The following is a 13,888-nucleotide window of genomic DNA, read 5'->3' on the forward strand; positions in this document are numbered from 1 at the left end:
CTTACTTGGTATTTCCGGGGCTTGCGTCAAGGCTGGCCAGTTGGTCTGCAACGGCCGCCACAATGGCATGGTCGGCAAGGCTTTCAGGTACGCAGGTGTACCGCAATCCGGCTTTGCGAGCCTGATCGGCAATGCGCTCCACCGGGACAACCATTAAACAATTTTTAAGATTATGGCCGGTATTGTTACCGAGTGAAATGAGATTGTTCAATGTTTCTCCCGACAGTGTGACCACAACCTCAGGGTTAAAGCCGGTGATGCTGTGCTTCAGGGCAGCTGCATCATGTTCCGGGGCAAAGCGGCGATACAGGGGCAATAGAGTGACCCGGGCGCCTCTGGCCCGCAGTGTGTCCGGTAACAGGTCCCGTCCTTCCTCACCCCGTACAATCAGCACTTTCTCGTGCTCCAGTCGGGACAGTTCCGGCAGTTCCAGCAGCGCCTCGCTGGTGTACCCGTGTTCCGGCTGACGGGTATCAAGATGGTAAGCGGACAGCACGGCGGCGGTGCCGGCGCCAACCCCGTACCACACAATCCCGCTGGGGGTTTGTGGCCACCAGGTATCGAGCCAGTCTACAAGAAGCCCCGCGGCATAGGGGCTGACGGCAATAACGTGGCCGAATTCGTCGATATTCAGAATCTGTGTGCGAATGGCCGGATCGTCGGTGATCGGTTCCCGCTCCAGCATGGGCAGAACGCGGACCTCGGCCCCGGCCTCAGCAAAAGCCCCGGCCAGGCGCTCTGCCTCGGGCCTGGGTCGGCAGACGAGAACCCGTCGGCCTTTCAGCGCATCAGGTGGGGGTGTGACCATAGATCTCGGCCAGTACCTTGTCCGCTCCCATGGCAAGCAGGTCTTCGGCCAGTTCCCGGCCCAGCTTCTCGCCGTCTTTGCGGGGCGCTCGACCTTCCACGCGGAACACCTGGGTGCCGTCGACCGCCCCCACCAGCCCGCGAAGCCAGATGGTGTCGTTATCTTCCAGCAGGGCATAAGCAGCAATGGGCACCTGGCATCCCCCTTCCAGGCGGCGGTTCAGGGCGCGTTCCGCTTTTACTCGGTCCGAACTGTCGACATGGTCCAGCTGCGTTAGCATATCGATCAGTTCCTGGTCATCAAGGCGGCACTCGATACCCAGCGCGCCCTGGCCGACCGCGGGTAGAGAAATGGAATCCGGCAGGCCGTAGCGGATACGGTGGTGAAAGCCCAGACGCTTGAGACCGGAGCTGGCCAGCACAATGGCGTGGTAGTCGCCGGCGTCCAGTTTGGCCAGCCGGCTGTTGACGTTACCCCGCAGGTTGCGAATCTCGAGGTCCGGGCGATAAGCCCTTAACTGGGCTTCCCGTCGCAGGCTGGCGGTGCCCACAATGGCCCCGTGGGGCAGGGCATCCACATTGTCGAAATCGTTGCTCACAAACGCGTCGGTAGGGTCTTCCCGCTCACAGATGGCCACCAGTCCCAGGCCTTCGGGAAGTTCCATGGGCACGTCTTTCATGGAATGCACCGCCAGGTCGGCCCGCCCGTCCATCATAGCTTCTTCCAGTTCCTTGACGAACAGGGCCTTGCCGCCGATTTTAGCCAGGGGCACGTCCAGAATCTTGTCGCCCTGGGTCTTGATCTTGACCAGTTCAACGGTCACCCCATCGTTCAGGCGTTCCAGTTCGGCTTTGATGAATTCCGCCTGCCACAGGGCCAGGGCACTGCTGCGGGTTGCGATGCGAAGGGTTCGGTTTGTCATGTTGCCTGATACCGCGTCTTGAAAAATGTCTGACAAGGGTACTCTTTGTCGGGGGATTTGTGGAGCCGGGCACCGTCGAATTCAGGGGCTCGCTGACTGCTCCTCGAGCCATTGTCGAACCTGGGCGGTGTGCCTCCGGCTGACCGGTAGCTGTCCCAGGTCTCCGCTCAGCTCAACGGCGTGCTGGCCGTCCCGCTGGCGTATCAGCCCGCGGATGTAGCGGGTGCCGACAAGCGTTTGCCGGTGAATCCTCAGAAAATGCGAAGGGTGATTGCTCTCCAGTTCCTTGAGGGTGAAATCGGTGACGGTTTCGCCCCCGGCGTGATGAAGGGTGACGTATTTCTGGTCCGCCTGGCAGCAGACGATGGCATTGAGGTCGATCAGCTCGGTGCCCCGATGGGTGCGTATTGCAAGCTGCTCGTCGGCGGGCTCTACCCGGCTGCTCAGGCTTTGCAGCTGCACACGGTTGACCCGGCCTGCCCGGCTCAGGGCCTCGGCCAGTGCCTCCCGACGGACGGGTTTGAGCAGGTAGGCGATGGCGTGAACATCAAAGGCCTGAATGGCGTAATGGTCGTAGGCGGTGCAGAAAATCACCGCCGGCGGCGCGTCCAGCTGGGCAATGCGTTCCGCCGCGTCCATTCCGTCCATGCCTGGCATGCGGATATCCAGTAGCAGCAGGTCCGGGCCGAGTGCCGCAATCTGCTTCAGCACTTCATGGCCGTCCGCGGCCTCGCCACAGACATGGTAGCCCGGCATCGCCTCGACCAGTCGGCTGATACGTTGCCTTGCCAGGGGTTCATCGTCGGCGATCAGTACGCTGCGGCTGTGTGTCTCGGACATACGCTGGTTTTACCTTTTGCCAGCGGGGTTTCGTCGGTCGCCTGTCTTCTGCCAGGGCAGGCGCATGGTGACAGTATAGATATCATTCTGGTGGCTGTGTTTCAGGATCGCCGGTTCGCCGAACAGCGCCTGCAGGCGGGACTGGATATTGGCCAGGGCCATGCGGTTGCCCTGGTGGGTGCGCTGGTCTTCCGTGGGTCGGGGATTCTGCACCATCAAGTAGACAGACTCCCCCTTGCGATAGGCCTCGATACGTACGATGCCACCTTCAGGCCGCGGCTGTATGCCGTGGTAGATGGCGTTCTCAACCAGTGGCTGGAGGGTCAAGGGAGGAATGGCCTGCTGATCCAGCCCCTCCTCGATCTGCCAGTCCAGGGATAACCGGTCGCCCAGTCGCAGCTGCTCGATGGCCAGATAGCGCCGGCAAAGATCCAGCTCCGAGGCCAGGGGGATCAGCCGATCATCGGCCCTCAGGCTGGCTCGGAACAGTTCCGACAGGTCCAGAACCGCATCTTCGGCCCGTTCCGGGTTAACGCTGATCAGGCTGGCGATGGTGTTCATGCTGTTGAAAAGAAAGTGTGGATGAATGCGCGCCTGCAGGGCAGTCAGGCGGGCCTGCATTTCGGCTTCCTGTTGTTGCTGCCACTGGAACTGCAGGTAGAAATAGCGCAGAACCATGAGTGTGATCAGCAGGGAGAGCAGCAGGTTCTTGGCCACGCCCTGCCAGGGCCTGTCCGACTGCGCCGGATTGATAATGCCGTCGGCAAAAAGGCTGAAGACCAGAACATCGAATAATACAATCAGCACCACGATTGCGGTTGCCAGCGGTACGGTCTGGCGGGCAAGCCAGCGCCTTAGAAGGCAGATGCCGGCGGCGCTGGTTAGCAGTGTCCACTGCACGAAAAGCGACAGCAAACCGAAATAGTTCCACTCGATCCAGCGTTCATCGGCCTGGACCACGGCCAGTACCAGCGACAGCAACTCGCCGGTAACCACCAGCATGAATACCGATCGCACCCGGCAAAGATCCGGAATGTAAAAATCACCATCGCCTACACGGGGAAGGGGAAGAGCGCGTTCTCTGGCCTGCTGCACAATGCTATAATCCCGCCTTGTTTCATTCATTGCTCCCGCCGAATAATGCCGGGCTGTCAGCAGGAAAGATAGACCATGACGGATCAGAACAAGAGCGCCGAGAAACCCTGGGGCGGTCGATTCACAGAACCCACCGATGCTTTCGTTGAGCGTTTCACAGCCTCCGTGGGCTTTGACCAGCGGCTTTACCATCACGACATTACCGGCTCTGTTGCCCATGCCACCATGCTGGCCCGGGTGGGTGTGCTGACGGATGAGGAGCGTGACACCATCATTGAAGGTCTTAAGGGCGTCAGGGAAGACATCGAGGCGGGCCGGTTCCAGTGGTCTGTCAGTCTGGAAGACGTCCACATGAACATCGAGGCACGCCTGACCGACCGCATCGGTATCACCGGCAAGAAACTCCACACCGGGCGCAGCCGCAATGACCAGGTAGCCACGGATATCCGCCTGTACCTGCGGGACGAGATCGACGTGATCGCTGAGGAATTGAATCGCCTGCAAAGCGGCCTGCTGGATCTGGCGGAGCGGGAAGCAGCCACCATCATGCCCGGTTTTACCCACCTGCAGACTGCCCAGCCGGTCACCTTCGGCCACCATCTGCTGGCCTGGTATGAAATGTTGGTGCGCGATGCCGAGCGCCTGCAGGACTGCCGCAAGCGGGTGAACGTGATGCCGCTGGGTGCGGCGGCGCTGGCTGGCACCACCTATCCGATTGACCGTAGCATTACTGCCGGACTGCTGGGCTTTGACCGGCCCAGCGAGAATTCGCTGGATTCCGTCAGCGACCGGGATTTTGCCATTGAGTTCTGCAGCTTTGCCGCCCTTTTGATGACCCACCTGTCGCGCTTCAGCGAGGAACTGGTGCTGTGGACATCGGCCCAGTTCGATTTTATCGACCTGCCGGATCGCTTCTGCACCGGCTCCTCCATCATGCCCCAGAAAAAGAACCCGGATGTGCCGGAGCTGGTGCGTGGCAAGACTGGCCGGGTGAACGGCCACCTGGTCAGCCTGCTGACCCTGATGAAAAGCCAGCCTCTGGCCTACAACAAGGACAATCAGGAAGACAAGGAGCCGCTGTTCGATACTGTGGATACCGTCAAGGGCTGCCTCAAGGCCTACGCCGACATGATTCCCGCCATTGAAGCGAAAGCCGATAACATGCGCGTGGCCGCCAAGCGGGGCTTCTCGACGGCAACCGACCTGGCCGATTACCTGGTCAAGAAAGGCGTGGCCTTCCGGGACGCGCACGAGATTGTGGGCAAGGCGGTGGCCTTTGGTGTGGCCGAAGGCCGGGACCTGTCGGAAATGACCACAGACGAGTTGGCGCGATTCTCCGATGTCATCGGCGAGGACGTGTTTGACGTGCTGACGCTGGACGGCTCGGTGCAGGCCCGCAATCACCTGGGCGGCACGGCGCCCGAGCAGGTGCTCGCGGCCGTGGCCCGGGCCCGAAAGGGGCGATAGCTGCCCTGGGTGATCAGCCGCCGATCTTGCCGGTGGTAAGCGCGACTTCAGCCGGCTTCAGCTCTTCCAGCGGTCTGGGTCGGGAAAGGCGGAAGCCCTGGCCGTAATGAACGCCCAGGGTTCTGACCTTTCTGAGCGTGTCGTCGTCCTCAATAAAGGTGGCGACGGTCGCTTTACCGGCGGCCTCCGCAATCTTGTGCAGGGCTTCCACCATTACCTGCTGCACCGGGTCATCGTTCAGATGCTCCATGATCTTGTGGTCCAGCTTGATGATGTCCACCGGCAGCCTGGCTGCAAGCCGATAGCTTTCCACCGAGGCGCCAGCGCCTTCCAGCGCCACCCGGCAGCCTACCGAATGCAGGGTGTCGCACAGCACGGCCACCTCATCCGGGTACTGGGTGGCGTGGTCTTCGCGAATTTCCAGGCAGAATACCTCCGGAGCATAGGGCGAGCCTTTCAGCACCTCCGCCATGAAATCCGCGAATCGGTCGTCCAGTACGCTGGCCAGTGACAGGTTAAAGCCGCAGTACTTGAGTCTGGGTTCCAGCAAGCGCTGTCGTCCCAGCCAGGCCAGAGTTTCGCGGATTACCTGGCGGTCCAGCCGTTTTGACAGGTCAAAGCGCTCCGCAACAGGCAGAAACTGGTGGGGCTGAAGAGCAGGTTCACCATCGCCAGGAATGCGCGCCAGAATTTCGATGTGGTCGCCCCAGGTAACGCTGGCAACGGGTCTCATGGCCTGGTACTCCAGAATCAGCCCGTTCTGCTCCAGCGCTTTCTGGATCCGCTCAACCAGACGGTTGGTTGTGCCCTCGTCCATGTCCTGCTGAAGCGCAGGGGCGGCATGAATCCGGTTGCGGCCGGAGGTCTTGGCGGTGTGGCAGAGATCCGCCGCCTGGGTCAGCAACTGCTCCGGGTCAGACGGGGTGCTGCCGCCCATGAAGAGAAGGCCGCCGCTGGCGGTGGTCTGAAGTTGGCTGCCCTGCCAGCTGAAAACGAAGTTGCGGATCATTTCCAGAATATCATCGGCAATCTTGCGGGCTCGCGCGTCCGGGCAGTTCTCGATCAGCAGTGCGAAGGTGTTGCCAGACAGTCGCGCCAGCGCATCCCGCTGTCGCACTTTTACCCCCAGGTTGCTGGCCAGCTCCCGCAGGTAACGGTCGCCAACGCCCTGGCCAGCCATTTCGTTGAAGTTTTCAAAGCTGTCCAGGTCCAGATACAGCAGGCTGTCCGCGCCGTCACGGCGGGCCTTTTGTTGTAATGATCGTTTGAGCCGACACAAAAACGCTTTGCGGTTCATCAGGCCGGTAGTGGGATCATGCTCGAGGTGATGCTCGCCGGAGGTTGCGTGCTGCACGCGGTCGCTGATATCGCGGGCTACCTGAACGGCACCGGTGACTTCACCGTTGCCATTTTCCAGGCGCTGGTAGTGAATCTCATACAGGGGTAGCCGCTCATTGTTCGCCGACAGGGGCAATTCCACCACGTAGCCGTCGCGCTCGAAGGCACGGCGCCACAAGCGTTCACTCAGTCGTCTTTCGTTGGGAAAATCCGCAAGCAGCGTGCTGAGGTTGTCGCCGGGTTTGGGCGTTTTATTGAAGATCTGTTGGAACTTGTGGCCAAACGGTTGGTTGAAGCGCAGGAAGTTGAGGTCCCGGTCCACCGCCAGAACCAGGTCGTCGGTGGCGCTTATGGTGGCGTTCAGCAGCCTGTCGGCCTGTTCGCGGTCAAGCACGCGGTGGTATTCATGAGTGCGGTCCACCATTGTGCCACCCACGGATTTGACCCGGTCACCGGATTTCAGGGCCCGCCCAGTCAGCCGGACCCGGCGTATATTCTGGCGTGCGGTTGCCAGCGCTACCGGAATGGAGAATGGCTGCCCTGTGCGGATACAGCGACGGATCGAGGCGCGAATCCGGCTCTGGCTTTCCTGGCAGTAGAACATGGCCTGTTCAGGCGTTATCCGGCTGCCGGGGCGGAGCTCCAGCAGGTGATACAGGCCTTCGGTCCAGGTGACTTCATTGCTGAGTATGTCCAGCTCCCAGACGCCAAAGCCGGCGGAGCTCTCGGCCAGGCGCATCAGACGATGGTCGATCGGGGTATGGTTGCGCTGGCTGATCTGCGCGCTGGCGGCCTGGTCGGAATCGTTGATATTGACGCTCAGGCCGAGGGCGGCGGTGAAGAAAAAGCCTTCCTTGTGGCGGAAGGTGATCAGCACTGACTCGCCATTTTCCAGCTTCTGGCGGTGGGCGGGAGCGAAGGGGTCGTCCTGCCGCGCAGCCAGAATCTTCTGGACTTTTTTGCCCTCCAGTTCGCCGCTTTCGTACCCCAGAACGCTGTCGCTATGGCTGTCCGCCGAGACAATCTCGCCGTCGTCGTTTACCCGGATCAGGGTCCGGCGTTCGCTGTCCGGTGACTTCTCTGAGGGGTTGCGACGAATAAAAAATTCTTTCACAGAAGGAGAACCTCCGCCATGTCCACGGCGGGTCAGGTGGGTGTGTCACCTGCGTCCCGCTTTTATTTTTTTGTCGGTTTTGCCACGATTCGGTCATCATACTCATAATAAAGACTGAAAGAACCTCTCCCCCGGAGCCAAAGTGACCGTCCAGACTGCCCGGATTGACCTTGATTTTGATGAAGGTATAGATCGCAAAACGCTGCGCAGGTTGCGGGACCGGTTCATGGGAATCAACCTCCAGCGCTGGGATCGGGCAAGGTCGGCGCTTACTTATCGCCAGCAGATGGTTCTCGAGATTCTGCCGCTGGTATTCCACCTCAATCACCCCTCGCTGCCCGGTTACGCCGACGCTCACTGTCCCTACGGGCTTAGCCATTATCGGCCTTCCGACGATGTGCTGAACACCGCGCGACGCCTGGCGCGCACCTTCAGTCTGAAAGATGAGGGTCGGAGGCGACCGGATCTGGAGGCAATGTTTCTAATGGGAAGTCCCGGCACGCTCGGGCATTCGGTAGCCAGCGATCTGGACGTCTGGCTCTGTCACCGGGCGGATCTGAGCACCCGGGGTGTGGCTTGTCTGGAGCGAAAAGCCTCGCGGCTGGGCGAATGGGCCCAGAGCCTGGGTGTGGAGCTTCACGTGTTCGTGTTCTGTGCCGCGGAATTCCGGGAGGGACGCCAGGGTACCGAAGTGACCGGAGAAAACTGTGGCAGTGCCCAGCATTATCTGCTGCTGGACGAGTTCTATCGAACCGGCATCCATCTTGGCGGACGCTATCCGCTCTGGTGGCTGGTGCCACCGGAGGACGAACACCGCTACGACGAGCGCGTCCGGCAACTGGTGGAGTGCCGGTTTATCCGGGCGGACGAATACATCGACTTCGGCGCGGTGCCTTCAATCCCCCGGGAAGAATTCCTTGGGGCGGGGGTCTGGCAGCTCTATAAGGGCATCGATGCGCCCTGGAAAGCATTGCTCAAGTTGTTGCTGATTGAGTGTTACGCCATGGGAGAAGACCGGCCGCTGCTGTCCCGGGTGTTCAAGCAGGCGGTGTTTTCTGGTGTTACCGACGCCAATCGGCTGGACCCCTACATGCTGTTGTATGAGAGGCTGGAGCAATGGCTGGCTGAAAGCGGCGCGGAAGACCGCCTGGGCCTCGTTCGACAGAGTCTTTATCTGAAGTCGGGGCTGCCGCTGACCCGGGTTAATCGTGCCAGTGCAGGCTGGCGCGCGGCTTTGCTGGATTCGCTGGTGGGCCGGTGGCAATGGTCAGAGGACGATCTGCATGTACTGGACAACCGCGCCCGCTGGCGGGCGGAAGATGTCATGTCGCTGCGCCGTCAGGTGGTTGCAGAACTAACCCACAGCTACCGATTGCTTTCCCGGCTGGCCCGTGAACACGGCAGCCAGGCAGCAATCAGCGACAACGACATGAACCTGCTGGGGCGAAAGCTTTACGCGGCATTCCAGCGCAAGGCCGGGAAGATCGAATTGATCAACCCGGGCCTGGCGCCCTCCCTGGCGGAGGAGAACCTGTCGTTTCATCACCAGTCCGAGCAGGGGGATGGTTCGTCTCAGGGCGGGTGGCTCCTTTACCGGGATCTTGAAGACCCCTCGGATGCCTTCTGGCAGCCGGTGATCCGCCGTTCCGGCAACCTTACTGAGTTGATGGTGTGGTGTTTCTGTAATGGCTTGCTGACCCGCAGCACACGGTTGAATGTGCGCAGCGGCACCAGCAATGCCTCGGTGGCTGAGCTCAGGGATATGCTGGACGCGCTGGCGGGCTGTCTGCCCATGCCGGTGGAGCCGGTCTCCCGGGAAGCCCTCGCCCGCGGTGTTCGACCCCTGCGCCATCTGCTGTTCGTGAACGTCGGTGTTGACCCCCAGGCCCATCTGACCGAGCGGGGCCTGCACAAACTCAGCGCCCGGCATGATTCCCTCGGATTCAGTGGCGGCCGCGAAAACCTGGTGATCACCATTGATCAGGTGACCTACAACAGTTGGCATGAGGTCAGTCTTCAGCACTACGCCGCCGGCGATACGCTCATCCAGTGTCTGAAGAATATTCTGGCCTCTGTGGCCGCGGCGCCAGATCAGCTGCCGGAGATTCAGGTGCACTGTCACAGCGCCGGTCACGGTGCCGCTATTGCCCGCCGGGTGCAGGAGCTTTTTACCGGGGTGATGCGATCGTTTTTTGCCGGGGGTACCGGGCCACACCCGTTGCGGTATGTTATCGAGATGGACCGGCGGTATTTTCTGCTCAGTTTCAACGGCACCGAGCCCGGTTTTATCGCCGTGGACAGCAAATCCGCCCTGCTGGAGTGCCTGGCGCGACCCCAGGAAGGTTATCTGCCGGTGGTTTTCGATCACTACGCGATGACCGACGACCCACAACTCCGGATAGTGTGCCACGCCGCCGAGCCGTCCAATGTCCAGATCTTCTACCGAATCACCGGTGACAGGGCTCAGCTCTGGGCGGTGGACGAGCTGGGGGGAGTGTTTTCCTGGCAGCAGGCCTTCAGTTCCAGGCGTTACCTGCTGGTGCCCCTGTTGCGATTCCTTGAAAATCTGCTGGAGCGTAAACAGCTGCGTCAGCTTGATGTTATGGCGGGGCCAACGGGTGTGCGCTGCTACGAACTGACGCCGATGGAAGGGCAGTGGCGGGCCGAGCCCCGCCCGGACGCCAGTCGGCAGGGACTGTCTCTGTCCGGACTGGAGGTTCAGGCTGTGGGCGTTCAGGAAGGCGGTGCCCGGGTTCGCTTCGACATTTTCTGCGCCGATCAGGAGTTCACGGTTCAGGAGTATGGAGACCAGCTGATTCCGGCCGTGGCCCACTACATCCGTTCCCTGCGTGGCGGCAACGAAGCCTACCCGGTGTATCTGACGGACGTTCACCTTCCCCATGACCTGGACCCTCAGGTTTATCAGCAGGATATCCAGACTATCCAGTATCTTTACTACCGTGCCGTGCTTGAGGAATCCCTGAACCGCTATCTGATGGAGTGAGCCACCGCGGTGTCTCGCCGGGCGGGGCTTCACTCAGGTATACTGGGTCTATCGAAACTCATTGGGGCTGCGGACATGAAAGCAGGACTGATCACGATGGTGTTTCTGGTGATGGCTGCGGGTCTTGCCGGTTGTGGGCAGAAAGGTCCGCTCTACCTGCCAGCATCCGACCAGACCGGTGCGGAGAACGCGACCATGCCGGAAAAACAGGCCGATCGTGAGAGCGCCGCTGATCAGTAGTGCCTGGTAGCACCCGAAAACCGACAGCCCGGAAAATATCAGAGAGCCCCATGGATCATTTCAATTACCGCGACGGCGAGCTCTATGCCGAAGACGTTCCTGTTGCGGACATCGCTGACAGGTTCGGCACGCCTGCCTATGTCTATTCCCGTGCGACGCTGGAGCGACATTACCGGGCCTATGACGATGCCCTGGCCGGGCGACCCCACCTGGTGTGTTACGCCGTCAAAGCCAACAGTAACCTGGCGGTTCTGAACGTGCTGGCTCGCCTGGGCGCGGGCTTCGATATTGTTTCCGCCGGCGAGCTGGAGCGAGTCATTCGCGCCGGTGGCGAACCGTCAAGGGTGGTTTTTTCCGGCGTGGGCAAGCAACGCTGGGAAATGCGCCGGGCACTGGAAGCGGGGGTTCGCTGTTTCAACGTGGAATCGGATACCGAGCTGGACCGTCTGAACGAAGTGGCTGGCGAGCTGGGTGTGAAAGCGCCAATCTCCCTGCGGGTGAATCCGGATGTGGACGCGGGTACCCATCCCTATATCTCTACAGGGCTCAAGGAAAACAAGTTCGGCATCGACATCGCCGAGGCGCCCGCGGTATACCAGCGCGCAGCGACTCTGCCGAACCTGGATATTCAGGGTGTTGACTGTCATATCGGGTCGCAGCTGACTACGGTTGCGCCGTTTCTGGATGCCCTCGATCGGGTGTTAGTGCTGATTGATGCGCTGGCGGAAAAGCAGATTGTGATACGGCATCTGGACATGGGCGGCGGCCTGGGTGTCACCTACGATCAGGAACAGCCGCCCCAGCCATCGGACTATGTAACGGCCCTGGCGGAACGCCTGGGAGACCGTAAGCTGGAGCTGATTATGGAGCCGGGCAGGTCCATCGCCGCCAACGCCGGTATTCTGCTGACCCGGGTGGAATTTCTGAAGTGCACCGAGCACCGTAATTTCGCCATTATCGACGCTGCCATGAACGATCTTATCCGCCCGGCGCTTTACAGCGCCTGGCAGTCGATTGTTCCAGTCCGTCCCCGCAATGATGTGGACGAAAAACAGTGGGATCTGGTGGGGCCGGTGTGTGAAACCGGTGATTTCCTTGGCAAGGATCGCCCGCTGCGGCTAAAGGCCGACGATCTGCTGGCGGTGCGCTCCGCTGGCGCCTATGGTTTTGTCATGAGTTCCAACTACAACACCCGTAACCGCCCACCGGAACTGATGGTGGACGGACAGGATGTACACGTGGTGCGCCGACGCGAAACCCTCGACGAGCAGCTTGCACCCGAAAGCTGCCTGCCGTTATGAGTGGGGAGCCGGAAATGAATCAGTCACGACGCGGCTCGCTTCTGAGCTTCACCAAGATGCACGGTCTGGGCAATGATTTCATGGTGGTGGATGCCATCAGCCAGCCGTTCCGCCTGAGCGCAGAGTCCATCCGGGAACTGGCAAACCGCAATTTTGGCGTGGGCTTTGACCAGTTGCTGGTGGTGGAGCCCCCGGGCCTGCCCGACGTGGATTTCCGCTACCGGATTTTCAACAGCGACGGCTCAGAAGTCGAGCAGTGTGGCAATGGTGCCCGTTGCTTTGCCCGTTTTGTGCGGGATCAGCGGCTGACCAACAAGAAGATTATCCGCGTGCAGACCGCCAAGGGCGTTATCGAACTGCGTATTGGCAAGGGTGGTCTGGTAACGGTCGATATGGGCGTGCCCGAGCTGAACCCGCCGGCAATCCCCTTCGCCGCGGACCAGCGCAAAGAGCTGTACACCGTGCAAGTAGGTGGCGAAACCGTCGAGCTGAGCGCGATCTCCATGGGTAACCCCCATGGCGTTCTGCTGGTGGACAACGTAGATACGGCTCCGGTGGCGGAGCTGGGGCCCAGGCTGGAAAACCACCCGCGTTTTCCCGCCCGCGCGAACATTGGTTTTCTCCAGATTCTGGACCGCCGCCACGTGAGGCTGCGGGTATTCGAGCGCGGTGCCGGTGAAACGCTCGCCTGCGGCAGCGGCGCCTGTGCCGCGGTGGTTGCCGGGCGCCTGCGCGGATTGCTTGATGCCCGGGTGGATGTGGAGCTGCTGGGTGGACACCTGGTGGTGGAATGGCAGGGTGAGGGGTCGCCTGTTATGATGGAAGGGTCCGCGACCAGTGTGTTCGAAGGCCAGTTGCGACTGCCCGGAGATCCGTCGCCACGTCGGCGCAGAGGCCCCAGACAAGGCGATGGCAAGTCTGCCCAGAACCGACAACAACGTGGCCGCCAGACGGCCGCTTCAAGGCAGTGACCGTCAGGAGATCAGCATGACAGAACAAACGGCCCGCCAGAAGGCCGGTGAGATCAGCCGGGAAACGGTTGCAGAGTATCTTCGCGAGAATCCCGATTTTTTTCTGGATCAGGACGAGCTGCTGCGCACTCTGACTTTGCCCCACGACAGCGGCAGGGCCATTTCGTTGGTGGAGCGTCAGGTTCACCTGTTCCGCGAGCAGCGCGACACCTTGCGCCAGGAATTGGTCGAGCTGCTGTCTATCGCACGGCATAACGACCGCCTGTTCGAGAAGAGCAAGCGTTTGCTGATGCAGGTGATTGAAGCGCGCAATCTCAATGATATGGCCGCGGCTGTTGATGACAGCATACGTGGTGATTTCGGCCTGGATGCGGCCTCGATTATTCTGTTTACCGACGATCAACTGCCCGGCAACGGTCATGGGGCGCTGCATGTGGTGTCTCCGGACGACGCCAGAAAGCGCCTCGGGGGTCTGTTGGACGGTGACCGTGCGGTCTGCGGCCAGTTCCGTGAGAGCGAACGCAGTTTCCTGTTTCCGGATCGGGAAGATCCCATCGCTTCGGTGGCGCTGGTGCCCCTGCGTGCTGCCCATGAACTCACTGGCGGAGCCAACGAACTGGTGGGCGTGTTCGCGGTCGGAAGCTGCGAAGCCGGCTACTTCGACCAGAACATGGGGTCGCTTTTCCTGACCTATATCAGCGATACCCTGAGTCGGCTGCTGCCCCCGATTCTCCGGCAGCACACCGCCGCCGCACCCCTGGCGGACTCGGTTGCGGAGTCGCGCTGAG

The 13,888-nt window shown here is 60.9% G+C and carries 11 protein-coding genes; 6 read left to right on the plus strand and 5 right to left on the minus strand.

Annotated elements, in window-relative coordinates:
* Position 1: 1 nt before the first annotated feature.
* From FPL19_RS09620 to FPL19_RS09635, 4 genes are all read right to left on the minus strand, one after another.
* Positions 2-808: a uroporphyrinogen-III synthase gene (locus FPL19_RS09620; RefSeq protein WP_150912210.1), complete on the minus strand. Its 807-nt coding sequence runs from the start codon at positions 806-808 to the stop codon at positions 2-4.
* Positions 789-1,730, minus strand: a complete 942-nt coding sequence (gene hemC, locus FPL19_RS09625; protein WP_150912211.1) for a hydroxymethylbilane synthase — start codon at positions 1,728-1,730, stop codon at positions 789-791. The genes FPL19_RS09620 and hemC overlap by 20 nt, the downstream gene beginning before the upstream one ends.
* Before the next feature lie 81 nt (positions 1,731-1,811).
* Complete coding sequence (locus tag FPL19_RS09630) at positions 1,812-2,570, minus strand: LytR/AlgR family response regulator transcription factor (RefSeq protein ID WP_150912212.1); 759 nt, start codon at positions 2,568-2,570, stop codon at positions 1,812-1,814.
* A gap of 9 nt (positions 2,571-2,579) precedes the next feature.
* Positions 2,580-3,695, minus strand: a complete 1,116-nt coding sequence (locus tag FPL19_RS09635) for a sensor histidine kinase (RefSeq protein WP_150912213.1) — start codon at positions 3,693-3,695, stop codon at positions 2,580-2,582.
* Between the two features lie 45 nt (positions 3,696-3,740).
* On the opposite strand from FPL19_RS09635, the gene argH reads away from it, so the two are divergent.
* Complete coding sequence (gene argH, locus FPL19_RS09640) at positions 3,741-5,132, plus strand: argininosuccinate lyase (RefSeq protein WP_150912214.1); 1,392 nt, start codon at positions 3,741-3,743, stop codon at positions 5,130-5,132.
* A gap of 13 nt (positions 5,133-5,145) precedes the next feature.
* On the opposite strand, the gene FPL19_RS09645 is transcribed toward argH, so the two are convergent.
* Complete coding sequence (locus FPL19_RS09645) at positions 5,146-7,584, minus strand: EAL domain-containing protein (protein WP_150912215.1); 2,439 nt, start codon at positions 7,582-7,584, stop codon at positions 5,146-5,148.
* 142 nt (positions 7,585-7,726) lie between these two features.
* On the opposite strand from FPL19_RS09645, the gene FPL19_RS09650 reads away from it, so the two are divergent.
* The 5 genes from FPL19_RS09650 to FPL19_RS09670 all read left to right on the plus strand — a co-directional run bounded on the left by FPL19_RS09650 (position 7,727) and on the right by FPL19_RS09670 (position 13,887).
* Positions 7,727-10,588 (plus strand): class I adenylate cyclase, encoded by a 2,862-nt coding sequence (locus FPL19_RS09650; protein ID WP_150912216.1) that lies wholly within the window; start codon positions 7,727-7,729, stop codon positions 10,586-10,588.
* Positions 10,589-10,663: 75 nt separating this feature from the next.
* Positions 10,664-10,828, plus strand: a complete 165-nt coding sequence (gene lptM, locus FPL19_RS09655; RefSeq protein ID WP_150912217.1) for an LPS translocon maturation chaperone LptM — start codon at positions 10,664-10,666, stop codon at positions 10,826-10,828.
* A gap of 50 nt (positions 10,829-10,878) precedes the next feature.
* Positions 10,879-12,129 (plus strand): diaminopimelate decarboxylase, encoded by a 1,251-nt coding sequence (gene lysA, locus FPL19_RS09660; RefSeq protein ID WP_150912218.1) that lies wholly within the window; start codon positions 10,879-10,881, stop codon positions 12,127-12,129.
* Positions 12,130-12,143: 14 nt separating this feature from the next.
* Positions 12,144-13,100, plus strand: a complete 957-nt coding sequence (gene dapF, locus FPL19_RS09665) for a diaminopimelate epimerase (RefSeq protein WP_150912219.1) — start codon at positions 12,144-12,146, stop codon at positions 13,098-13,100.
* Positions 13,101-13,116: 16 nt separating this feature from the next.
* Positions 13,117-13,887 carry a DUF484 family protein gene (locus tag FPL19_RS09670; protein WP_150912220.1) on the plus strand — a complete coding sequence of 257 codons (771 nt, stop codon included), beginning with the start codon at positions 13,117-13,119 and terminating at the stop codon, positions 13,885-13,887.
* The last annotated feature ends 1 nt before the right edge of the window (position 13,888 follow it).

The organism is Marinobacter halotolerans, assembly GCF_008795985.1.
Classification (GTDB): domain Bacteria; phylum Pseudomonadota; class Gammaproteobacteria; order Pseudomonadales; family Oleiphilaceae; genus Marinobacter; species Marinobacter halotolerans.